Raw genomic sequence first — 22251 nt, forward strand, 5'->3', positions numbered from 1 at the left:
GCCCCGCCGCGACATCGCGCCCCCCATCGTCGTCTTCGGCACGAGCCGCAGCGCCGAGAGCCTGCGCATGCACGCCCTCTTTGGTCCGCGCATCGCGCAGAACCTGCTCGAGAACCAGCGCGCCAACGCGCACGCCGACTACTGCCTGGGCATCACGGCGCTTGGCACCGATTGCGCGCTTGGGCTCCTCGAACACTGGTGGGACGGCAAGGAGGCGTCCGAGGATCCGCACATCCTCGAAGCGTACGACACGCTCTACCACGAGCCCGTGCACCGCGTGTGCGACCTGCGCAACCCCTTCGGGCCCCAGTACGGCCCCAAGGGCGCCCAGAAGGAGCATTACTGGATGGAAGAGTACGAGCCCTTCGCCGGCCAGGTCGAGCGTGTGCTCGTCGAGCACCTTGCGCGCGGGCGCGAGCGGGGGCTGCTTCGCCGCCGGTTGGGGGCGCCGCCGTCGTGAGGGCCGCTTTCCAGGGCGAGGAGGGGGCCTACAGCGAGGAGGCGCTCCGTTCCGCGCTTGGCGCCGAGCCGCAGGCGGTGGGCTACGCCACGCTCGACGACGTCTTTGCGGCGCTTGCGCGCGGCGCCGTCGACCGCGCGGTCGTTCCCATCGAGAACTCGCTGGCCGGCTCCATCCACCGCACGTACGACCTCCTGCGGAACCATGACCTTCCCATCGTGGACGAGGTCGTCGTGCGCATCGACCATTGCCTGCTCGCGCGACCGGGCGCCACGCGGGCGGGTCTGCGCGAGGTCCATTCGCACCCACAGGCCATCGAGCAGTGCGAGGCCTTCCTGCGCACGCTTGGCTGCGCGCTCGTCGCGCACCTGGATACGGCCGGCGCCGCGCGCATGGTCGCCCAGTCCGGCCGCGCCGACGTCGCGGCCGTGGCCAGCCGCCGCGCGGCGCAACGGTACGGGCTTGCCGTTCTCGCGGAGGGCATCCAGACGGCGCCCGACAACCAGACACGCTTCTACGTTCTTGCAAAGGAGCCCGCGCCCCGCCGCCCCGGGCCGCAGAAGACCTGCCTCCTGTTACGAACGCAGGACGCGCCCGGCGCCCTCCACGGAGTGCTCGAGGCGCTTGCGCGGCGAGGCGTCAACCTCGTGAAGCTCGAGAGCCGGCCTTCGCGCGGCCGCCCGTTCGAGTACCTGTTCTACCTCGATCTTGCCGGCCACGCGGACGATCCGCCCGTCCGCGAGGCGCTCGCGGAGGTTTCCGGGCGGACGACGTTCCTCCGCGTGCTGGGCAGCTTCCCCCGCGCGTCGGGCCCGCAAGTGGGGCCCCGCTAGGGGCGCGGCGTCCGCTCAATGCCAAAGGCGATCTTCAGGTTCACCTTGTACTCGACGATCGAGGAGCCGTCGAACCGAACGCTCATGTTCTCGACGTGGGCGCCCGTGATCCCGCGCAGTGTGTCGCTTGCGTCCACGAGCGCGTTCTGCACGGCGTCCTCGAAGCTCGTGTTGGAGGTTCCGATGAGCTCCACGACCTTGGCCGTGCGGTGGTCGTGCTTCTGTCCGTTGCTCGTCTTCTTCCCGCGAAGCAGTCTTGCGGCCATGGGGGGCCGCTTGGAGCCCGCGTCCCAAGCGCTTTGAGGGACGGGGCACGGCGGACGGCACCGCGGCCGGGCGGGCCTAGCGTGGCGGCCGGTGCGCGCCGCTCGTGGCGCCGCCGGGCGCGTGCTCGCCGCGGCCGGAGGGTCCGCCCTCTTTGGCCGGCGCCTTGGCGCCGCCCGTGGCCGCCGTGACGGCTTCGTCGGCCTTCCGGCCGGCCTTGGCGAGGATGTCGGTTGCGATCTCCTCGATCTCGGGCCAGATCTTCTTTGCGAGCCCCACGGGGCTTCGGTCCACCGCCCACTGCGCGGCCTTGTCGGCGACGCGGAAGGCCGACTTCGCGTACTTGTCGGCGTCCGTGCCGGCAAGCTGCGGCTGCGTGCGCAGCCATTCGAGCACCTTCTCCTCGGCCTCCTTGCGGGCCTCGGCGTAGCGTGCCTCGAACTCGTCCTGGAGCTCGGCGAGCGCGCGCGGAAGCTCCTCGAGGGACGAGGCGTCGAGCGGCGGGATCTTGATGAGGAGGAAATCCTTGCCCGCGTGGGGCTCAAGCCCGCCGATGCGGCCTTGGGAGTCGACGGTCTTGATTCCGACGAACGCGGCTTTGGGTGTGAGATCCGTTTTTCCGACCATGGTTACGCCTCCTTGGCGGTCGCCTTGCGACCGCGTCGCGGGGGTTCCACCTGCTCGGCGACCCACCGCTCGACTTTGTCGAGAAGATTGTGGAACGATTTTGGCGTGTTCGAGCGCAGGAACTGCGCCGTGGCGTTCTCGGGCGTCTCGAACCGCTCCTTCATCTGCTTGTAGCGCTCGAAGGCGAGCTTCATCTGCTCGCGCGTGGCGTACTCGATCTCCCGAAGGACGTCGCTTGGGTCCATCTCCACGCGCGGCGTCTCGTCGGGCAGGATGACGAGGACCTCGCGGCCCGCGTATTCGCTAAAGCCGCTCACCTGCCCGTTGGGCGACACGCGCTTGGTGCCCAGGATCTTGCCGTTTCCAATGTCGATGCGCACGTGCGTCCCCCTGCAATCTTGTAGAATACACAGTATGGCACACGTACATAAATACTGCGCCAAGTCCCTGCCCTAGGCAGGGCCCTCGGCAAGCGGCCGCAGGGGAAGCCGAAGCTCGAGCGCGATCACGGGATTCCCAAGTCCGAAGGCTTCGACGGTGCGGGGGTGGATCTCGCCGAAGACGCCCCACGGCTCGTCGTCCCGGAAGAGGCCGCCGCAGCGGCCCTCGACGAACGCGCCGTGCTCGGTCGCGCGGATCTGCCAGGGCAAGGCGAGGTCGCGCAGGAGCGCCTGGGCCAGGGACTTCGCCTCCGTGAAGCTCGCGCGCGGCGCGATCCGCACGGCCGCGAGCATGCGACGGTTCTCCGGCGGGCCTTTTGGCACCGGCGTCACGACATCTCCCACCTCGAAGATCTGCTGGGGAAGGTCCCGGCGCACGTTTGCGCGGAGGATGGAAAGGAGGCTTGGGAGGAGGCTCGTGCGCACGATCGTGTGGTCCTCGGTGATGGGATTGGCAAGCGTCACGCGGGAGCGCAGCACGTGCAACGCCTCGTGCGATTCGCGGTCGCTCGTGAGCGAGAGCGTCATGACCTCGGAGTACCCGAGCCCCAGCATCGCCTCGCGCGCGGCTTCGCCCACGCGCTCGCTGGCAAGCGGCGCTCCGAAGGTGACCGACCGCGGCGCGGTTTCCGGCACCTCGCGGTACCCGTGGCCGATGGCGACGTCTTCCACGAGGTCGACCTCGTGCAAGAGGTCGGTTCGCCACGCCGGGCTCTCGACGCGAAGACGGCCGCGCGAGAAGCTCGCCCGATGTCCCATCCTCGCCAGGCACGCGGCCATGTCGCGGGGCGACAGGTCGAAGCCCAAGAGGGCGCGGGCGCGCGCGGGATCGAGCGTGCGGCGGGAGGGCGAAAGGTCGGGCGTGCGGACGCGGCGGGCGCCCGCGCGGATGGTGACGGCCCGGAGCTTCGCCCCGTCCTCGGCGAAGTGGGCCGCCACGATCGCAAGCGCGCGGCGGCACGCGATCTCGTCGGTGCCCGTCACGTCCACGAAGAGATCGCGAGTGGTCCCCGTCACGGTCGTAAGCGTGCCGTTGATGATCGGTGGGAACGAGAGCACCTGGCCCTTGGCGTCGCAAAGGAGGGGGTACCGCGGGGATCCGGCGAGCAGGTGGGCGTACGCGCGTCCCTTGGGGTGCTCGGCCAGGATCTCGCGGAGCGTCATCTCCTTCTCGCCCTGCAGAGGGACGAAGGAGACGGAGTCCGGCGGCACGGCCTCGTAGGCCAGAGGCGGCGAGAGCGCCGCGCGGTCGTGCACGCCGATCGAGACCTTGCGACGCCGCGCCCCAAGGCCCCAATGGAGATCCTCCTGAAGGTCCATGAGCGACTGGATGCGGCGGTCGTCCATGCGCACGCCGTCCACAAGCGCCCCGACGAGAACCGGACGCACCTTTCGGACGGAGGGCGCAACGTCGACGCGCCACCGGCTCGAGCCGACGGGGTAGCGGACAAGGCCCGGTCGCAGGCCGAGGTAGGCTCGCAGCGCGCGCGCCACGCCCGGCGGGCTGTAGAGGTCCGGCCGGTTGGGAAAGAACTCGACGCCCCATTCGTCCCCCTCGACGCGCTCGAGATCGGCGCCGAGCATCGGGATCGTGTCGAGAAGCGTCTCGCGCGGCACCTTCCTTCCGAGAAGGTCCACGAGCTCGGAGTACCGAAGCTTCACGACCGGCATCGCCGCTCGAAGGAACGGGGACTATAAAAGGGTTGACGGGGCTGCCGGGCCGCGTGTCCGACGCGCCGTTTTCCTCCCGCATTCCGGGCTTCCACAAGCTTGCGCTTCCCGAGCGCGCGGCCACGATTGGGCGCCTGTGCAAGCTCTCGGCGGAGGAGACGGCCGCGCTTTCGGCAAGCCTCGCTCCCGCCGACGCAAGCTCGATGATCGAGAACGTGATCGGCGTGCACGCGCTTCCGCTTGGCGTCTCGACGAACTTCGTCGTGAACGGGCGCGACGTTCTCGTTCCCATGGCGATCGAAGAGTCCTCGGTCGTGGCGGCGGCCAGCAACGCGGCCCGCATGGCGCGCGACCACGGCGGCTTCCGCGCGCAGGCCGACCCGCCCGTCATGATCGGCCAAGTGCAGATCCTCGACGTATCCGACGCCGTGGCCGCGGGCAAGGCGATCGAGGCTTCGCTGCCGCGCCTGCGATCCGTCGTGAATGATCCCAAGAGCACGATGGTCCGCATGGGCGGGGGCCTCCAGGGCGTCGAATCGCGGGCGGTCGCGACGCCCGAGGGCACCATGCTCGTCGTGCACCTGCTCGTAGACGTGCGCGACGCCATGGGCGCAAACGCCGTCAACACCGTCTGCGAGTCGCTCGCGCCCATCCTCGCGGAGCTCTCGGGCGGACGGGCCGTGCTGCGGATCCTGTCGAACTACGCGGACCGACGCCTCGCACGCGCGAGCGCCGTCTTCGATCGCGACCTTCTGGGCGGCGCGCGCGTCGTCGAGGACATGGTGCGCGCGTTCGCCTTCGCCGACGCCGATCCCTGGCGCGCGGCCACGCACAACAAGGGCGTCATGAACGGAATCGACGCGGTGGTCGCCGCGACGGGCAACGACACGCGCGCCGTGGAGGCGGGTGCCCACGCGTGGGCCGCCCGAACCGGCCGCTACCGCAGCCTCACGCGCGCGCGACGCACGCCCGAGGGTCATCTTGCCGCGGAGATCGAGCTTCCGCTTGCCCTGGGCGTCGTCGGGGGCGCGACGAAGGTGCACCCGACGGCTCGCGTGGCGCTCAAGATCCTGGGCACGGCCGGCGCGGGGGAGCTCGCCTGCGTCGTCGCCTCGGTGGGCCTCGCGCAGAACGTGGCGGCCGTGCGGGCGCTCTGCGACGAGGGAATCCAGAAGGGCCACATGGCCCTGCACGCGAGAAACGTGGCGATCATGGCCGGCGCGCGGGGCGACCAGGTGGAAGCCGTCGCGGAGCGCATGGTGCGCGAGGGCAACGTGCGCGTGAGCCGGGCGCAGGAGATCCTGGCGGGGAACGTTTAACTATCCGAGCCCGATTCCGCCCCTTGCCGCGCAGGTAGCCAAGCTTGGTCAACGGCGCCAGATTCAGGGTCTGGTCCTTAGTGGTTCTCAGGTTCGAATCCTGACCTGCGCACTTTTGAGCGCCAGCGGGCGCTCAAAAGTGCGCGAGGAGGACGAGCGATTGCCGTGCGAGGCGCGGCAAGAGCGATGTCCTCCGGAGGCGAGCGCAGGTCGGCGCCGCGCAGCGGCGCCGGGCACCTGTGCGAGGGGCCAAAGTTCCAGCGGGCGCTCAAAAGTGCGCGAGGAGGACGAGCGATTTGCCGCGCGAGGCGCGGCAAGAGCGATGTCCCTCCGGAGGCGAGCGCAGGTCGACGCCGCGCAGCGGCGCCGGGCACCTGTGCGAGGGGCCAAAGTTCCAGCGGGCGCTCAAGAGCGCGGCAAGCGGCCAAGGACGACGTGGAAGCGCGCAGCGATTCCATGGGGAATCCCGACCTGCGCATCGCTCTCGACTGCGCGCCCGGCGCGGTCTAGGATTCATGCGGCCGGCAGCTGCGCAAGCCACGCTCGGACCCGCTTTGCGACGTCGGGCCACTGGGCTTCCACGGCCGCGGCGAGGTCGCTTGCGGGTCCGAGGTCGCCGTCGTGCGCGGCCTCGAGGCTTCGGGCCAGGCGCTCGAGGGTGGGCGCGTCGAGCCGCGACGCGGTGGACGCAAGCGTATGGCCGATCCTCTGGATGGCCTGGGCGTCCCCGTGGCGGATGGCCGTGCGGAGCTCCTGCAGAAGCGGCGGCACGGCGTCGAGGTACGCCTCCACGATCTCGCGCACGGTCCGGGGCGAGCGGAACGAGGCCCGCAACGCGTCGAGGGCGGGCGTGCCCGTCGCGCTCCGCGCGGCCTTGCGCGCCGTGGCCGTGCGCAGCGCGGCGACGAGCGTTTCGGGAAGGAGGGGCTTCACGAGGTAGTCGACCATGCCCGCAGCCAGGCAGCGCTCCCGCTCCTGGGGCGAGGCGTCCGCCGTTAGCGCGATGATCTGGGGCGCGTCCTCGCCCGCGTGGCGGGCGAGGATCCGGCGCGTGGCCTCCAGGCCGTCCATGTCGGGCATGTGCACATCCATGAGGACGACCTCGGGTTTGCGCGTCGCGGCCGTGACCGCCTCGGAGCCGTTGCCCGCGAGGTCGGGGTGGTAGCCCAGGCTCTCCAGCATGCGGATGGCCACGGCCTGGTTGCCCGCGTTGTCTTCGACGACGAGGATTCGCAGCGGATGACGCGAAGCGAAAGCGGGGTCGAGCCGCGTCCGTTCCGGCGTGGTCGGCCGACCGGCTTGCCCCGGCGCGAAGATCGCGATGAGGGCGTTGTAGAGCTGCGAGGCCCGAAGGGGCTTGGGCAGCACGGCTGCGATGCGAAGCTCCTGAATCGGCAGGTCCTGTCGACGCTCGGTGACCGGCACCAGCAAGATGATCGGAACCTCGTGCGCCTCCGGGAGGGCCCGCACCTCGCGCGCGAGCCAAAGCCCGTCCCCCTTCGGCATGCGGTAGTCGATGACGATCACGTCGAACCGCTCGCCGGCCCGAACCCGATCCAGCGCCTCTTGGCCCCGGGCAAACGCGAGCGAACGCATGCCCCACGAGACCACGTGACGTGTCAGCATCTCCCGGCTCGCGGCGTTGTCGTCGACGACGACGAGAATCCGCCGAGCAAGCGCAGGCGAGGCGGCGGGCTTTTGCGGCGCGCCGGGGGCCACGCCGACGCGCGCCGTGAAGTGGAACGTGGATCCCCGGCCCGGCGCGCTCTCCGCCCAGATTCGCCCGCCCATGCGCTCGCATAGTCCCCGGCTGATCGCAAGTCCAAGGCCGGTGCCGCCCTGCGCGCGCGTGACCGACGCGTCGCCTTGCACGAAGGGCTGGAACAGCCGGGGAAGCTGGTCTTGTGGAATGCCGGGCCCGGTGTCCGTCACCGAGACCCGGAGCTCCAAGGCGCCGTCGTCGAGGGGACGGCCGTCCACGCGGACGATCACCTCGCCGCGTTGGGTGAACTTGAGGGCGTTGCCCACGAGGTTGAGCAGGATCTGCCGCAGGCGCCCCGCGTCTCCCTCCACGCGGCGCGGCACGGAATCGGACACCTCGTAGAGAAGCTCGAGGCCCTTGGCCGAGGCTTCGGCGGCGGCGATCTCCACCACGTCCTCCACGCACTGCCGCGGATCGAACGGATACCGCTCGAGCTCCAACCGGGCGGCCTCCATCTTCGAGAAGTCGAGGATGTCGTTCACGAGAGCGAGGAGATGCTGGCCGCTGCGCCGGATCGTGTCGGCCATCTCGCGCTGCTCCGCGGTGAGCTCCGTGCCCAGCAGGACGCTTGTCATGCCGATGACGCCGTTCAGCGGCGTGCGGATCTCGTGGCTCATCATCGCGAGGAGCTTCTCCTTCTCCGCGGCCGCAGCCGCCGCGCGCGCCGACTCCTGACGATCCGCGGACCGCTGCTCGAGGTCCTCCAGGAGGAGGTTGAGCGCGATGGCAAGGCGGGTGGCGACGTCACGAAGATCGGGGTCCTCGGGCACCGCAACGCGCGCATTCTCGTTGCCCACGGAGGCGGAGGCCATCGTTTGGAAGAGATCGTCGTAGGTGGGAGCGCGCGTCACGCGAAGCCTCCCGCGCGCAGCCACGCGCGGGCTTCGTCCTCGGTCGAAAACGCTCGCATGTTCACGCCCGTGCCCAGGCGGAACAGCTCGGCCGCCACGCGGACGACGGCGCTCATGTTGTAGAAGGCGATGCTTGCCGTCTTCCGATGCTGCTTGAAGAAGGACGACCACACGGCCCGATATTCGGCGTCCAGCGAGGCGAGCCTGCCGCCGTCCCCCAGGAGCGCAAAGGGCGCGCCGCCCGCTCCGATCCAAGACTCAAGCGCGGCCACGAGCGCCCGCGCGTCGTCGCCCACGGCGCGCGTGGGCTCGGTGAAGGAGATGTGCGCCAACCGCGCGCGGGGATCCCACGTGAACTCGATGGTTCGGACCCGGATCCGTTCCACCCTCGCGAAACGGACCGGGCCAGGAAAAAGCTTCCGGCCGCCGGAAAAACACCGAGGTACGGCTGGCGCCGATCCGCGCGCGTCCTCATCGGGGGAGCTCGGGGAGCCGCAGCGCGCCCGCCCACAACCGGCTTTTGCCGTCCTCGCGAAGGTCGGGCCACGCAAAGTACACGCGCTCGCCGCCGATCGCCGCTCCGAGGTAGTCCCCGATGAAGAGCGTCCCGTCGCCGGCTTCGCGCGAGGCGGCGGTTGTGACGCGGAACTCGCGAAACGTCGCGCCGTCGTCGGAGACGGCCGCGTACAAATGATAGGTCTTGTCCGAAGGATCGTCACGCCGGTCCAACCACGCGGCCACGACGCGACCGTCGGGCGCGGCGGCAAGGGTGGGCAGGAACTGCGCGGTTCGCGTGCCGTCGGCATTGAGGCGGGCGAGCGTCCACGTGGCGCCGTCGTCCCGCGAGCGCGCGAGGAAGACGTCCGAATCGCCGTGTTCGCCCGCGTCCGGGAAGATGGCCAAGAGCATGCCGTCCGGGCGCGCGGCAAGCGTGGGAAGCGCAAACGCGCGGTAGCTCGTGTTGGGAAGGACAAGCGGGAGGTTCGCCATGCGGTGGATTTCGACGGTCGGGCTCCACGTGCGCCCGTGGTCGGTCGAACGAGAGAAGCGGATGGCGTCGGGCTCGTACGCGCGCCAGGCAACGTTGACGGCTCCGTCCGGTCCGACGGCGATCGAGGCGCTGATGCCCCAATCGTTCCGCGAGATCCATTCCGTGCGCCACGTGCTGCCGCCGTCCTCGCTTGCGGCCACGCGCATGCCCTGGTCGCCCGGCGAGCCGCGCTGGCCTTGGTCCATGAAGTTCCACACGAGGAAGATCCGTCCCTCCGCGTCGACGGCCAGCGCGGGCTTGTCGTGGAAAGCCGCCTCCGTGTGGTACGAGTCCACGAGCGCGGGCTCCGAGAAGGTCTCGCCGCCGTCCGTCGAGCGCGCAAGGAAGAGCGCGTTGCGGTAGACCGGGATGGCCGCCACGCCGGGGACGACCACGATGCTGTAGGCGATGCCGGCCACGTACGCCGTGCCGTCGGGGCCAAAGGCGACGACGAGATCGCCCACGAAGAAGTAGCTCGAAAGCGAGCTTGAAAGCTCGGGAAGCATGCCCGGGAGCGTTCGCTTGGTCCACGTAAGCCCGCCGTCCTTCGTGAACCACCAGGAGCCCCACAGCCGGTTCACGGCGCGCAAGGCCGGATTCTCCTGCGCGCCGTAGTCGTTGGCCGTCACGATGGCGTTGTCCGGGTCGAGCGGATGAACCGCGACCGAGAACTCGTTCACGCCGGGCCCCGACAGCGACCGCTCGCACGCGGGCAGCACGACGCACGCGAGCGCGAGCGTCTCCATCGCAAGCGCGTCGGGCTGCACGGGCTCGGGGGCGTCGAGGCAGCCGGCAAGCGCGCTCGCGACGAGGGCCCAGGCCACATGCGCGGACGCGTGCCTCCCGAACACGCACGACGAGGCGGCCTGCCGCTTCTTCAATCTTGTGGCGCGCGCCTGCCTCTGCCGCTTCGTTTCGACGCCTTTAGAAGCACGCCGCGGCGTTGCGGCTCCTTGGAATGCGCGCGCGCGTCGTCGCCGGAAACGTGGGCCAGCTCGTCCGCTTCCTGTCGTACGCGTTCCTCGTCCCCATCGTGGTCGCCTTCCTGTTCGAGTCCCAACGGCCGGGCTCCACGATCGCCGGCGTGTTCGTCCCGACGAGCGCCTTCGTCTTCCTCGTCGCGTTCCTGGTCGCGCTCGTTCTTGCGTTCTTCCTGGAGGCCTTCGCGCGCGCGGGCGACCTTCGGGACCACGAAGCCTTCGTCACCGTCGGCGCAAGCTGGGTCCTCATCAGCGCGCTTGGCGCGATCCCCTACGTCCTCTCGGGCGTGCTTGCAAACCCGCTCGACGCGTTCTTCGAATCCCTCTCCGGCTTCACGACCGTCGGCGCGACCGTTCTTCCCGCCGCGTCGACGCTTGGCGGCCTCGACTGGACGGACCTCTACCCGGAGAGCATCCTCTTCTGGCGAAGCTTCTCGCAGTGGCTTGGTGGCATGGGCGTCATCGTCCTTGCCGTCGCCGTGCTGCCGCGTCTTGTCGCCACCGGCGCCAGCCTCGTCCGGGCCGAGGGCGCGACGGCCGAGCGCGTCCGTCCCACGGTCGTCAAGACCGCGCGCGCGTTCTGGGGCATCTACCTTCTCCTCACGGCCGCCGGCGCCGCGTCCCTCTTCCTCGTCCTCTCGATCGAGAAGGGGCTCTCGCCGCCGCGGGCGGCCTACGACGCCGTCGTGCACGCCATGACGTCCATCGCCACCGGAGGCTTCACGCCAAGCGCCGGCAGCGTCGCGGCGCTGCAAAGCGGCGCGGCCGAAGCCGTCATCCTCGTGCTCATGCTCCTGGGCGGCATCGGGTTCGCCGCGCACTTCCACCTCCTTCGCGGAAACCCGCGCCGGTGGATCGGCGATCGCGAGATCCGCTTCTTCCTGGGCATGCTTGCCACCGGATTTGCGATCACGTTTGCGATGCTCTTCGCCCGCGGCACCGACGCGGCGTGGCAGGCCTTCGGCGGAAACGTCTTCGACGCCGCGCGCCACGTCGCCTTCACGGTCGTGAGCCTCCAGACGACGACCGGCTTTGCGAGCACCAACCACGACCTCCTGCCCGACGGCGCGCGGCTCATCCTCGTTCCCCTCATGCTCGCGGGCGGGTGCCTCGGCTCGACGGCAGGCGGCATCAAGACCTTGCGCATCCTCGTCCTGCTGCAGGCCATCCGGTACGAGATCTACCAAACGATCCACCCGCGCGGGCGCGCGCCCATGCGCGTGAAGGACGTCGTCATCGACGATCCCACGCTGCGCAGCATCCTCGCCTTCCTCGCGGCGTTCCTTGCCGCCTACGTCGTGAGCGTCGTGCTCCTCTCGCTCCTTGGCTTTGACGTCATGGCCGCGCTCTCGGCGCCGGCGGCCACGCTTGCAGGCGTGGGCCCGGCCATGGGCAGCGTCGTGGGCGGCCCCGACTTCACGTACGCGACCATCCATCCTCTCGCGAAGGTCGTGCTCTCGTTCAACATGCTTCTCGGGCGCCTGGAGATCTTCGCCGTGCTCTTGCTGTTCACGCCGAGCACGTACCGGGCGTGAGGCGGTTGTTCCCCGCCCGGCATCTTCATATGCGAACAGCATATTCGCGGCGCGCCGCCGAAGTGGATGGGCAGGTAGATCAGCCGGAAGACTCCGGGGAACGCCACGGCGCTCCCCGTCGCCGTCGCGCGTCGCCGCGCGCCGGTCGCCTGCTTCGAGAGCCCATCGCCCCGGGGACGCGAAGAGCGCGAGGAGGATGCAAACATGGATGGGCAGGTAGATCAGCTGGAAGATCGCCTGCTTCGCAAGCAGGAGGCCGCGGGTTCAAATCCCGTCCTGTCCATGGTCGTTTACGCGACAGAGCGCGGCTGCACGGTCGCGGCGGAGGCCGCGGGGTCCGAGGCGAGGCGCAGGCCGAGCCGAGGACGACGCGCAGGCGAGCGCAGCGAGGCTGCGCGGAGTCAAATCCCGTCCTGTCCACTCTTCCGAACCACTGCGCCCGTAGTCTAGCTTGGATAGGACAGGAGGCTCCGGACCTTCAGACCCGAGTTCGAATCTCGGCGGGCGCGTCCCAATTTCGCTGGGAGAACGGGGGAGGTAGAAATGTCAACCCCGCCCGGCGGCTTGAACCCGTTAGCCATGGGCAAGCCTCCGGCGTCTGGCGTGAAACTGTCCCTTCATTCCGGCCTTGGCTTCGGCCTTGGCGAGATAGTGCTTCTCGACCGTCGCAACCGTGTCCCCGAGCCAATCGGCGACGTGGTAGACGTTGAACCCGCTGTCGATGAGGCGTTTGGTTGCGCACCACCGCCTCATCGTGTAGGGGATGAAGTCGGGCCAAATTGCTTTGCCCGCCTCCGACAACGCGTTTCCAAGCTTGTTGGGGTGCCACCGGTCGCCGTTTTCGTCGAGGAACAGGGCCACGCTGTCGGGCCTTGCCACATTGGGGCGAACGTAGGTGGCGTAGTGCCACAAGCTCTTGCCGTTTGACGCGGTGACGACAAACGGTTCCACGTCCACGAGATCCCGCTTTCGGCCCCCCTTCTTGGGCTCCGTGACGGTCACGGTTCGCTCCCGGAAGTTGACGTCGCTCAAGTTGAGCGCCGAAAGTTCCGAGGGCGGACGCGTGCCGCCCCAGAAGCCCCAATGGAAGACGTGCCGCAGGGTCTCGTTGAGGTATCGGTTGTTTGGCTTGTCCGGGTGGACGGCCTCGCCCCAGAACCGGGGAACGAGATCGTCGGGCGGAAGGCTCCAATGGGCGCCTACCTCCTCGAACCGCTTGTTGAGGCTTGGCCAATGAAGGCCAAGGTAGGCGTTGAGGCTCTTGAGCGCCTTCCGGTAGTGGTTGAGCGCCGAGCCCGACGCGCCTTCGTCCTGCAACCGATACGCGACGTGGTCCAACCACGAGCGCTCGTTCGGTGGCCGAAGTTGTACGGGCGCTGCCGGGTGTTGTTCCAGGTAGCGCAAGTACCGCAGGCGGCAGCCCACCGTGCTCTCGCGGCCGTCGATCTTCGTCGGCCGCAATTTTTGCACGGCGATCATGTCGCGCTGCAGGTCTTCGTAGGTCCACGCGATCAGCTTCTCGTTGGTTTGGACGAGGGTTTGTCCAAGGTCGATGATGCCGGCCTTGTGGAGACGTTCGAGGATGGCGAACGTCTCGTTTGTCACGCTCAGACTGACTTCCGGCGCCAAGGGCGCCGGGATTCCACTTCCTTGAGTCAGGGTTCCAGATTGCTTTTGCACCTCCAACGCCTCAAAGGGCGATGCGGTCGACACGCTGCGCTCGTTGGGTGATGTTTGGGGGGCCTTTGGGGCAGAGAAACCTCCCGCCTGCAGGGGGTTTAGGAGGTCAAAAAGGTAGGCCCGGAACCGGGGGTCGGAATGCTCATCAACCGACGATGCCACGCTCGGAGCCCGCCTGGGTGGTGTAGGTCCCGGGCGCTTGGCTCCGGTCATCCACCGCGCCTTGGCGCAGCTTCGGCGTGGACTCCTCTGCCCTTGGGCTTGAGGAGTCCCCCGCGGGTTGCCCTTGGGCAACCGGCGGTCTGATTTCGTTGAGGCGGCGTGCCACTGCCTCGCGCACGAACTCTGCGCGGCTGAGGTTGGGCACGGCCTCGCTTTCGATCACGTCGTCAATCGCCCGAGCTTGGCTTGGCGGGAGATAGACGCTCACCTGCTTTCGTTTGCGCGGCATGGGGGCACACACGTCGGCTGTCGCGCGTGGCGCAACCTTACGGGTCTTGGTGTAGGTTGACGAAGATAACGTTTCTGTGTGGACCATGCAAAAATGCGGTCGGGCGCATTCTGCGATTGCTATGGGCGGCCAGCGGCGCGCGTTTCATCGAGCGACTTCTGCACGACGGATCGAACCGTATCGTCGAGCGAAAGGACCTTCGGGCGTCCCGGGAGGACCTTGATGAGGTCGAGGGAGCGCATGTGCTTGAGGTGCCAGTGAATGGTGGAATCGTGAACGCCGAGGTTCTGCGCGATGTCTCTCTGCGTGAGGCGCTCGGTGGCCGCGAGAGTTTCCAAGATGCGTCGGGGTTGCTGTCGTTGAAGGAGGGCGTTCACATGTTGTTCCAAAGCCGTGAATCGGCCTCCGTTGAGGAAAAAGCACCGCTTGTTCCCGAACACGCGTGAGGCGAGGATGTGCGCCTCCTCCAATCGCGTAGCATGGTACTCGACGGTTTGATAGGGAACGTCCAGATCGGCCGCAAGCGCTCCCAAGTGGATGCCCGGGCTGCTCACGACCGCGTTGTAGATCCGACGGCGCAGCGGGTGGTAGAGGATGCGGTCGGGTTTCAGGCGGTGGTAAAGAATAGCGAATGGAACAACGAGGATCGCGAGAAGGAGGAGAATCGCTTCAAGCGCTTGCGGGATGGAGGCCTGGCTGCCGGGAGGAATCCCGGCCGCTCTCTGATCTCCGGAGGCTGCAAACTGCAGGGGTTGAGGCGCTTGGAGCAAAGCGGGCGGGAGTGATGAGAGAGGCAGGCCTCGGTCGAGTTCCGTTGTGCCAAAGTTGCTAGGCGCCTCGGAGGAATCCGCGATGCGGCCGCCAAGCTGATCCGCCGCGTGAGTTGCCAGTTGATTTAGGGGTGGTCCCGGTTGAATTTTGGCATCGACCTCGGCAACGTAGTATCCCGAAGTCACGTTAGGCGTGGCATCGTAAAGCGCTTGCTCGGGGAAGTCGAATCCCGGCGGGGGGCAGATCGTGACGATGATGGGCGGATCAGGATGGCAGCGGCGGAACTCCTCGGCTGCAAACCAGATGAGGAAATCGGTGCCGTTGAGGGTAAGCGCAGCGGGGAGACGAACACCATCGTACCTCCCAAAATAGGGGAGCTCGCATCTGCCTTCACAGCGGTTGTCCTTGTACACAGGGGTTTGAATGTTTAAGTGAATCTTGAAGCTCCAGTCCCGAAATTCCACGTCGAAGGTTTCTCGGGCATATGCTGGGGCGTGTGCTTGGTAGGTGGATGAAAACATTTCATTTGCGAACTGCCACACCGGATGTTCGACCCACATATCACGGAGGTTCGCGCTCCACCCTATTTCCGGAAGGCCTTGATGCTTGACTTTGATCTGCACAAGATGGACGTGTTGACGCACGTCAATTTCGTCATCACCGGGATCTGTTTGAGTTCCGCCGCTATCGTAATGCAGATTGACGGGATGTCCGTCGGACACGACCTTTACGGATGCTGGACCGGCCTCCTCTTTGATAGTGCCCCCTTCAGCACTCACAGCAGCGGTCAAGCCCGCGGTCAGGGCGAGAATCCCTGCGACGAGGGCTCGCCTCAAGGACGCGCGGCCTCCAACTCGACGCTCTGCTCGGACTTGCAGGAATCATTCCTGACCGGGATTTGCTTACGACACCATGCGACGCACTCCCATGTCTTAGTGGTGTCCGCGCAGTCTTCCGGACCCTCTGCAAAGACCGGGCCGCTTCCCCCACCTACGAGAAGAAATGCGGTCAAAAGCAACCCCATCGACGATCTAACCCCGAAAGCCATTTCCTTTCCCCGGCCGCGAAGTCCCTTTCAGCCGACTTAAAGGTTATCCGGATTTTTGCAGGAACCACATAGGTTTGGGGGTGTTGAGCGCGAATCGTACAAGGCGGCATCGCGAACCTTTATGGATGTGGAGGCATACCGGCGCCAGTAGCATGCTTGAGGCGGGCGCCAAAGTCACGATTGCCATTGCTGTCGCGGTGGCACTTTCGGGGTGCTTACAGCCGTCATCAATTACAGATGCGAATCAAGAGGATTTGCAACCGACCGGCGATAATGCAGGTGTTGGCCGACCTCACGTTGTTGTAGCTATTTTTGATACGGGAATCAATCCTTATCACCCAGCGTTTCGTGCGGTCGGGCTCCCGGAACCGGCGCTCATCATTCCTGATCTTCCGACGTACGAAACAGTAGACCTTTCCTTCGAGACTGCCTACGACGACGCACTTCAGAAAGATCGCTCTAGCAGCTTGGAACCGGGAAAACTCTACTGGTTTAGGGACACCAGAATCCTCGGCTATTCACACTATCAGTCGTCCAGTTACCGCTATGCGGTTCTCGACGAAGAAGGACATGGCACAGCCGCGGCCTCGATGGTATTGAAAACAAATCCTGACGCGATTATTCTTGCGGTGGAAACTTTCCCTCGGGGACGGGAGATACTTCCGTGGGCGGCCAACCAATCATGGATCGACGTATTCTCAATCAGTTCGGGCCCTGTCGCAAACATACCCGCTGAATTTATTAGTCCACCCCCGCGAGAGCAGGATGGTTTGCGAACGGCCGTGGAGAATGGAAAACTCGTTGTGGGTGCGGCGGGTAATGAGCCTGTTCCGCCTTGGATGGCACCCGATCCGGGCGCGCCTTGGTCCATCGGAGTTGGCGGTGCGTGGTCGAACACGCGTGGAGAAACTGCTGTTGCCTCAAAAACGCCGGATTTTGTGAGTGAGTTCGTTGTCAAAGTTGCTAGCAAAGAAACTACTGCGGATGAATGGTACTGGAGCACCGGGACGTCCTATGGCGCCCCGTTTGTCGCTGGAGTTGTTTCTCGGGCGATCTACGAGGTTCGAGAAACGTGGGGCCATGGAAAGAGTATTATCGACGGCGCTTACGCCGTTCATCCAGATGGACACCGCTTGACGAACACAGATGTGCGGCTGGCGCTAAACCGCACGGCCGCTTATTGGTCTCCAACGGACTATTCGGCCCCATCTGACCCGACGTCTTGTCTTGTTTGCACCGTTGGAGGTGCAACCGTCCCCATCACACCGGAGATTCCCGGCACGCCGGTTGGTCCGTGGCTGCAAATGGGTTGGGGCTTTGTGAACGAAAGTACGGTTCCGGCTCTCGTTTCTGTGCTTCTCGGTGAAATCCCCTTACCGGAGAAACCGGAAGGTGCGAAACATTTCATGGATCAAATCTTCAAGCTCCGAGAGATCTACTGGGGCTTGCCACGGCCCCGATAGTGCTGTTTTTTGCAGAAACCACAGATAAAGAAGGTATAGGGCGCACGTTCTCGCTCGCCGCGTGAGCGACTTGCTCTCCCGGCGGCAACTCCCTTCGGCCAGAAGCCTCCTCCCAAGAGCCCGCCGGATCTCACTCAACCCCGGTGGCCCCCGCCTCCCGAAAACCTCAAGCCCAAAGTGGGGTCGCCGGGTCAACTTGACCACGCCGGGCCGGAGATTCGGGGAGGACTTCGGAACGCCAGGCGGTTGCAGGAAGCCCCAATTCGCCCCCGAGAAAAACATCCGCAACCGCCTGGCCTCCATTCGACCACGGCCCACCGTTGACCGGCCAAACGTCCGCCCAAGGAGGTTTTGTGCGTGAGGCGCGGACATCTCCATTTCATCGTCTTTGCTCTGGGACTTGCGCTGTGCCTCCTTGGCAGCGCGGTGGCCTCGCTTGCGATGCTTTCGGCGTTCCAGGCAACCGCGGGGATTCCCAACCTCACGCCTACGGCCGTGACGGGCCTTTACGCCGTCGGTATCGGCGCGCTCTTCTTGGTCGCAAGCGCGGCCCTCTACTTGCTCCCAGGACGAGCGGAGATTTCCGCGGGGGTGTCCAGCCGTCTGGAGGCCCCTCGCTCAATGGAGGTGATAACTGAAACGGCATCTGACACTCGATCACGGTAGACTCGCGACCGATGCCTGAACAACAGGCTGGAAAAAACTCCGATCCAAACAGAAAAAAGGTTGGTGCCTCCCATGAAAATTGGTGCTGTAATCTTCGCATCGTTGATCGCCATCATGGCGATGCCGATGCCTGTGCATGCAGAAGAAAGCGTCGAGCCCGCGCCCGTAGACCTTCCTCCCGCCGCGGAACCGCCGGAATATCCCTTGTTTCCGGAGCCAATGCTGGATCTCGTGGTGGTAGAGGTTCAAACTTCTTCCGCAAGCAGCGGAGGAGCAGTTTGCACAAAGAAGGGTCAAACAACTTCGGGACCCCAAGCCGCGAATTACAACACCGGTGGCAGTGGCAGCACCACTACCACAAGCTGCCCCGGCGGATCAAACGGTGGCCGGTTGAGTCTTGTTGTCTTCGGAGCCGAGGAATACCGCTACGGCCATTGGCGAGACGTCTCGACGTGGTACCGCGTGTCGAACGACGATGATCCCAAGAATAGATACTATGTCACCGTGACACAGTTCGAAGGTAAGGGTTTTTCGTGCGGTAATCCATACCACGACATCACGGATGTTCGCCACTTGGCGCGGGGTTGGGCCGCACACGGCAATACCTTCCTTCTCGACATGGACCCGCGAGACGAAGGCACGGGCCAGTCGACCTACAGCTTCATGGTCGGCGAGTCGACCGGAATCGGGTACTCATGGACGCAAACCAAACCCGCCGAGTTCCGCTACGCCCTATACGATGGAGGAAGCGGTGGTTGGGACGACCAACAGTATGCGAACCGCGCAGGATTCGGAGCGTGGGGAGGCAACACTCGCTTTACGGGTGCACTCCAATACGCGGCCGCGGGCGCCATTCCCACCGGAGCCACGGGCTACGCCTACGTCCAGATGGTTCACAAGAGTTCGTGCAACGGGTGGAGCTGGCACACTGACGACACGGGTTGGTCATTCAGAAAGATCGACTGGGCCTAAGGAATGGCATTGAGGTGGGGAGTATGACAACGACAATGCTAAGAATCGCACTCGTTACAGCAGTCTGCGTGTTACTCCCCGCCTATTTTCCCGTCACATCGGCCAGCCAAGAAGGTCTTGTCTACACCTTCCGAGCGGGAGAAGAGTACCGGTGGAATCTCCCCCCTGAAAACTACTTGCTCGTCATGATAGGCGGCGAAACTGGCGCAACTGTTGACGTTTCGAAGATCGTAACAAATGCCGATCCCAATGCCCGCGTCAATCCACGGTCACTGTGGTCGAGCTCGTTTGAATCCAAGCGTCAAGAACAGAAATCTCTTACCATTGAAGAGGGCACGGGACGGTTAGTAATTTCTCGTCTGGATTTCGGCCGCGATCTTCCGTACGACCGCCCCATTGAACGACTAGACGTACAAGCATACCTGACGCCCGGGGAATGCAGAGCGTACCACTATCAAACGCTTTGGATGGACAAACCGTATTGGGTTGGCGCCAATGGAACGGGTGTCTCCTTCACCCTATATGGCCGATACTTGGATGAACGCAAGGCGTCCGTGGATAACCTAACGGCCGTGCTGGATGCGGCCGTTTGGGAAGAGATGTCGTTCCTCCTTCAAGCGTGCAACGAGACCGGAGGCCGGCTTCCATTCGCTGCCCGCATCGTCTATCCTGTAGCGGGATCGGCGCGGGAGACGCCCGGGGTGGAAGTGGCATTCTTTATCGTCACCATCTCGTTCATTGCAGCCCTTCTCTCGCGACGCCGTCGGTAGCATTGCCCCGGTTTCTGTTTCTTGGTGCTCATCATGCGCCCTCCGCCCGACGTGCGCGACTTTCCATGCCCCGAGCGGGGCTGCGGCGCGGGCGTGAACGAACCCTGCTGCGATGAGGCCGGCCCCGTCATGACGCACCACAAGAAACGGTGGGATCTCGTGGTGCGCGCATGGCACGAATAGGAGCCGCTGGAAGCCCGGGGCCGATTTCACCTTGAGGCCGAGATTTCAAACTCAAGCGCCACGCCGGTGGAAGCGCTCGTGGCGCGGACGAAACGGTATCCGAAGCCTTGCACGGCCGCAAGGCTGGAGGTTGGGCTAAGGGTGGTAGTCAATGTTTCCAACGTGCGCCACGTTGCGCCGTCCCGGCTGGCCTGCACCTGAACCGTGCTCGTGCCTCCCTGGCTGACGAAACGCTGCACCGTGGGCCTCCCAGTTGGCCCGAGATCCAACGTGACGGTGAGGCCGCTTGTGTTTTGAGCGGCCGTGACGGCACCGTGCGCGCTTCGCACGTCGTAGACTTCGCTTACGCTTCGATCCGCTTGTGCAAGGAGACTTTGCAGACGCGCGTGAGCGAGTTGATCCGGAAAGTCCAACGGAAAATTCGTGACGTGCCGGGCTTGATTGGCCGCGATCGCGGAAACGACCGCGTCCCCGTGGCTGGAAAGCGGAACATCGAGCTGGCCCAAGATCGCCTGCAGCCCAATTTGCGAACCAGCGTCGGGAAAGTCCAACGGGAAGTTCGTAATGCTACGTGGCTGCGCTGCTTCGATGGCGCCTACGAGGTCTTGGCCCAGTTCCAATAGGCTCTTTCCGTTTGGAGGCGGACCGACGATGGCGTCTCGCAAAGCCGATTGCGACACGTCCAACCGGGACAAGACCTCGGCAAGAGTTGCGCGCGCGATGGGATCGCTCACGTTCAGGGTTCCATCGGCATCCGCTTTTCCTTGCACCTGGCTTGCAGAAGGTCCGCGGAAATAGGCGCGCACGCTGTCAAAGTCGAGGACGGGGAAGGCGGAGAGAATGCGTTGGTAGAGGCGGCCTTGCGCGTCCACGAGGACCGGGCGCGCTACGGCGTTTTGATCCGTGCCAATGAGCAGGATCTCGTCGGTGAGGCGGTTCAACCGACGGGTTTGGAGGACGCCGTCGTTTGCCACGAGGACCGCAACGGGCGAACCTGCCGCGTTCTTGCCAAAGGCGGTCACGGTGTCCTGCAACGCGTCCAAGCGACGGAAGGATAGGAGGCTCGTTTGCGTCGAGAGGGGATCGTAGTTGTCGCTCAAAGCGTCCTCCCCAGTAGCGCCGCGTCGTAGGATTGGCGGTTTTGGCTCGTGTTGGTCACGACAACCTCCAGCGTATCGTGGATGCCAAGTTTGAGTTCGCTTTCTAGGTCGAAGCGGACGTTGCGCTGCGTCGTGTAGGTGCGTTTCACGTCGATGACCTGGCCGTTGAGAAGAAGCTTGAACAGGCCGTCGCCGGTCCCCGTCACGGTAACTTGGCGAACGCGAATGGTTCGAGCGGGCACGTAGAAGAGGAGGCTTGCGATGCCGCCGGCGTCGAGGTTGAGGACCGCGTTGTAGAAACTCACGTTCTCCCCCACGTCCGATGCCTCGTTTCGCAGGGGCTCATAGGCGTGGTGTCCGATTTCGAGGTTGAGCACGTCGTCGAGGGTTTCGTCCGGCTGCGCGGTGGCGCTGATCGTGACCAAGGCCGAGACGGTGCTGGACAAGGGCGAGGTCTCAAAGCCCCGAAGGCGGGCGGTTGACAGGGTGACGTGAAACGTCTGCACCGCGTTGTAGATGTGCGTGATGGTGGGCCCGCCGCCTGCTTCTCCGTCTCCAAAGTCCCATTGGTGCGAGTCGGGCGAGCCTGCGCTCGTGCTCGTGAGGAGGACGGCAAACCCGTCGGGCGCGATCGTATGCGTGAAGCTTGCGCGGAAGAGGCGGTTGGCAAGCGTCCAGTTGGCGCTTGCGCCCAAGATGATGAGGCTAAGCGCGGGCGGTTGCGTGGGGCCTCCGATCCCTCGTTGGGCGGTGATGACGGGTTGGCGCAGTTGGCCTGTGATGTTCCAGTTGGCCGAGACGCCAAGGAGGATGAAGCTACTGGCGTAGGGTTGGGCGGGCCCGTGCGTCGAGTCCAACTGCGAGGTCGTGGGAACCAATGGAAGCAAGAGCCAGCTTGCCGTCGTTCCAAAGAGGACGAGACTCAAGGCGTTGGGTTGGTTGGGCCCGCCTTCTCCCTGCACCTGGCCGCCGGTCGGAGTTTGGGGCGGGAGTTGCCAGTTGGCGGTGGCGTTCACGATCGTCAACGACACGGAAGGACTCCTATGCGCTTGCGTAAACGACAAACGTGGGGAAGAGGCCGGAGGAGCCGCTGGCGACGCCGCCGGTTTGGGCTTGGCTTACGGCGTTGTTTTGGTTTCCCGGCGTCGTGAGAACCGAGGTCATGGAGGCGCCCTGTCGGCCGCTCCATGCGACGCCGCTTCGTGCGGTAGACGAGCTGAAGCTTGCGCTAAACAGGCCGGTTCCGTTGAGGCTGAAGCTGACGCTTGCGGTGTTTCCGGTTCCCGGTGATCCCGAAAAGGGACACCGCCACGCCAAGAGGAAGAGCGATAGGCCGACCGGCTGCGTGAACTGCCAGGCGGTGGAATTATTCTGG

At 65.6% G+C, this 22251-nt stretch carries 20 protein-coding genes and 3 tRNA genes; 12 read left to right on the plus strand and 11 right to left on the minus strand.

The features are described from left to right. The coding region (locus VM681_05480; GenBank protein HVL87443.1) for a hypothetical protein at positions 1–460 on the plus strand (460 nt) is incomplete at its 5' end. Continuing rightward, positions 457–1293, plus strand: a complete 837-nt coding sequence (gene pheA, locus VM681_05485; protein ID HVL87444.1) for a prephenate dehydratase — start codon at positions 457–459, stop codon at positions 1291–1293. The genes VM681_05480 and pheA, both read left to right, overlap by 4 nt. On the opposite strand, the gene VM681_05490 is transcribed toward pheA, so the two are convergent. From VM681_05490 to pheT, 4 genes are all read right to left on the minus strand, one after another. After that, a complete protein-coding gene (locus tag VM681_05490; GenBank protein ID HVL87445.1) occupies positions 1290–1559 on the minus strand; it encodes a dodecin family protein in 270 nt (89 codons plus the stop codon). The genes pheA and VM681_05490 overlap by 4 nt on opposite strands. Positions 1560–1635: 76 nt before the next feature. Further along, on the minus strand, positions 1636–2184 hold the full coding sequence (locus VM681_05495) for a hypothetical protein (GenBank protein HVL87446.1): 549 nt from the start codon (positions 2182–2184) through the stop codon (positions 1636–1638). A gap of 2 nt (positions 2185–2186) precedes the next feature. Then, positions 2187–2564, minus strand: coding sequence for a hypothetical protein (locus VM681_05500; protein ID HVL87447.1), 378 nt, complete (start codon positions 2562–2564; stop codon positions 2187–2189). Positions 2565–2636: 72 nt separating this feature from the next. Beyond that, complete coding sequence (pheT, locus tag VM681_05505) at positions 2637–4295, minus strand: phenylalanine--tRNA ligase subunit beta (GenBank protein ID HVL87448.1); 1659 nt, start codon at positions 4293–4295, stop codon at positions 2637–2639. Between the two features lie 53 nt (positions 4296–4348). Here pheT and VM681_05510 point away from each other — a divergent pair, with 53 nt between their 5' ends. Both VM681_05510 and VM681_05515 read left to right on the plus strand, forming a co-directional pair. After that, positions 4349–5614: a hydroxymethylglutaryl-CoA reductase, degradative gene (locus tag VM681_05510; GenBank protein HVL87449.1), complete on the plus strand. Its 1266-nt coding sequence runs from the start codon at positions 4349–4351 to the stop codon at positions 5612–5614. A gap of 28 nt (positions 5615–5642) precedes the next feature. Further along, positions 5643–5726 (plus strand) — tRNA-Leu (locus VM681_05515). Between the two features lie 401 nt (positions 5727–6127). Here the strand turns inward: VM681_05515 and VM681_05520 are convergent. From VM681_05520 to VM681_05530, 3 genes are all read right to left on the minus strand, one after another. Further along, on the minus strand, positions 6128–8227 hold the full coding sequence (locus VM681_05520; GenBank protein HVL87450.1) for a response regulator: 2100 nt from the start codon (positions 8225–8227) through the stop codon (positions 6128–6130). After that, entirely contained in the window at positions 8224–8613 is a 390-nt protein-coding gene (locus tag VM681_05525; protein ID HVL87451.1) for an STAS/SEC14 domain-containing protein, read from the minus strand. Before VM681_05525 ends, VM681_05520 begins: the two co-directional genes overlap by 4 nt. Before the next feature lie 85 nt (positions 8614–8698). Beyond that, positions 8699–10108 (minus strand): sialidase family protein, encoded by a 1410-nt coding sequence (locus tag VM681_05530; GenBank protein ID HVL87452.1) that lies wholly within the window; start codon positions 10106–10108, stop codon positions 8699–8701. A gap of 107 nt (positions 10109–10215) precedes the next feature. Here VM681_05530 and VM681_05535 point away from each other — a divergent pair, with 107 nt between their 5' ends. The 3 genes from VM681_05535 (at position 10216) to VM681_05545 (ending at position 12281) form a co-directional block, all read left to right on the plus strand. Next, on the plus strand, positions 10216–11772 hold the full coding sequence (locus VM681_05535; GenBank protein ID HVL87453.1) for a TrkH family potassium uptake protein: 1557 nt from the start codon (positions 10216–10218) through the stop codon (positions 11770–11772). Positions 11773–11982: 210 nt separating this feature from the next. Further along, positions 11983–12055 (plus strand) — tRNA-Ala (locus VM681_05540). Between the two features lie 152 nt (positions 12056–12207). Continuing rightward, a tRNA-Arg gene (locus VM681_05545) sits at positions 12208–12281 on the plus strand. Between the two features lie 64 nt (positions 12282–12345). Here the strand turns inward: VM681_05545 and VM681_05550 are convergent. Together VM681_05550 and VM681_05555 are read right to left on the minus strand one after the other, a co-directional pair. After that, positions 12346–13401: a site-specific integrase gene (locus VM681_05550; GenBank protein ID HVL87454.1), complete on the minus strand. Its 1056-nt coding sequence runs from the start codon at positions 13399–13401 to the stop codon at positions 12346–12348. A gap of 621 nt (positions 13402–14022) precedes the next feature. Continuing rightward, a complete protein-coding gene (locus tag VM681_05555) occupies positions 14023–15510 on the minus strand; it encodes a winged helix-turn-helix transcriptional regulator (GenBank protein HVL87455.1) in 1488 nt (495 codons plus the stop codon). 364 nt (positions 15511–15874) lie between these two features. On the opposite strand from VM681_05555, the gene VM681_05560 reads away from it, so the two are divergent. The 4 genes from VM681_05560 (at position 15875) to VM681_05575 (ending at position 19776) form a co-directional block, all read left to right on the plus strand. Beyond that, positions 15875–17185 (plus strand): S8/S53 family peptidase, encoded by a 1311-nt coding sequence (locus tag VM681_05560; protein HVL87456.1) that lies wholly within the window; start codon positions 15875–15877, stop codon positions 17183–17185. A gap of 738 nt (positions 17186–17923) precedes the next feature. Continuing rightward, on the plus strand, positions 17924–18823 hold the full coding sequence (locus tag VM681_05565) for a hypothetical protein (GenBank protein ID HVL87457.1): 900 nt from the start codon (positions 17924–17926) through the stop codon (positions 18821–18823). Positions 18824–18846: 23 nt separating this feature from the next. Further along, positions 18847–19593 (plus strand): hypothetical protein, encoded by a 747-nt coding sequence (locus VM681_05570; protein ID HVL87458.1) that lies wholly within the window; start codon positions 18847–18849, stop codon positions 19591–19593. 33 nt (positions 19594–19626) lie between these two features. Further along, the gene (locus VM681_05575; protein HVL87459.1) at positions 19627–19776 is read left to right on the plus strand and encodes a hypothetical protein; all 150 of its coding nucleotides are present in this window, start codon (positions 19627–19629) and stop codon (positions 19774–19776) included. Positions 19777–19802: 26 nt separating this feature from the next. Here the strand turns inward: VM681_05575 and VM681_05580 are convergent, their stop codons facing one another. Continuing rightward, positions 19803–20750, minus strand: coding sequence for a hypothetical protein (locus VM681_05580; protein HVL87460.1), 948 nt, complete (start codon positions 20748–20750; stop codon positions 19803–19805). Between the two features lie 122 nt (positions 20751–20872). Next, complete coding sequence (locus tag VM681_05585; GenBank protein HVL87461.1) at positions 20873–21907, minus strand: PKD domain-containing protein; 1035 nt, start codon at positions 21905–21907, stop codon at positions 20873–20875. 116 nt (positions 21908–22023) lie between these two features. On the opposite strand from VM681_05585, the gene VM681_05590 reads away from it, so the two are divergent. Continuing rightward, a partial coding sequence (locus VM681_05590; protein HVL87462.1) for a hypothetical protein occupies positions 22024–22251 on the plus strand: 228 nt, incomplete at its 3' end.

Source organism: Candidatus Thermoplasmatota archaeon (assembly GCA_035541015.1).
Lineage (GTDB): Archaea > Thermoplasmatota > SW-10-69-26 > JACQPN01 > JAIVGT01 > DATLFM01.

Coding starts and splice junctions, on each gene's coding strand:
- VM681_05565 (HVL87457.1), top strand. CDS start 17,924: ATGAAAATTGGTGCTGTAATCTTCGCATCGTTGATCGCCATCATGGCG.
- VM681_05535 (HVL87453.1), top strand. CDS start 10,216: ATGCGCGCGCGCGTCGTCGCCGGAAACGTGGGCCAGCTCGTCCGCTTC.
- VM681_05490 (HVL87445.1), bottom strand. CDS start 1,559: ATGGCCGCAAGACTGCTTCGCGGGAAGAAGACGAGCAACGGACAGAAG.
- VM681_05560 (HVL87456.1), top strand. CDS start 15,875: ATGCTTGAGGCGGGCGCCAAAGTCACGATTGCCATTGCTGTCGCGGTG.
- VM681_05575 (HVL87459.1), top strand. CDS start 19,627: ATGCGCCCTCCGCCCGACGTGCGCGACTTTCCATGCCCCGAGCGGGGC.
- VM681_05495 (HVL87446.1), bottom strand. CDS start 2,184: ATGGTCGGAAAAACGGATCTCACACCCAAAGCCGCGTTCGTCGGAATC.
- pheT (HVL87448.1), bottom strand. CDS start 4,295: ATGCCGGTCGTGAAGCTTCGGTACTCCGAGCTCGTGGACCTTCTCGGA.
- VM681_05570 (HVL87458.1), top strand. CDS start 18,847: ATGACAACGACAATGCTAAGAATCGCACTCGTTACAGCAGTCTGCGTG.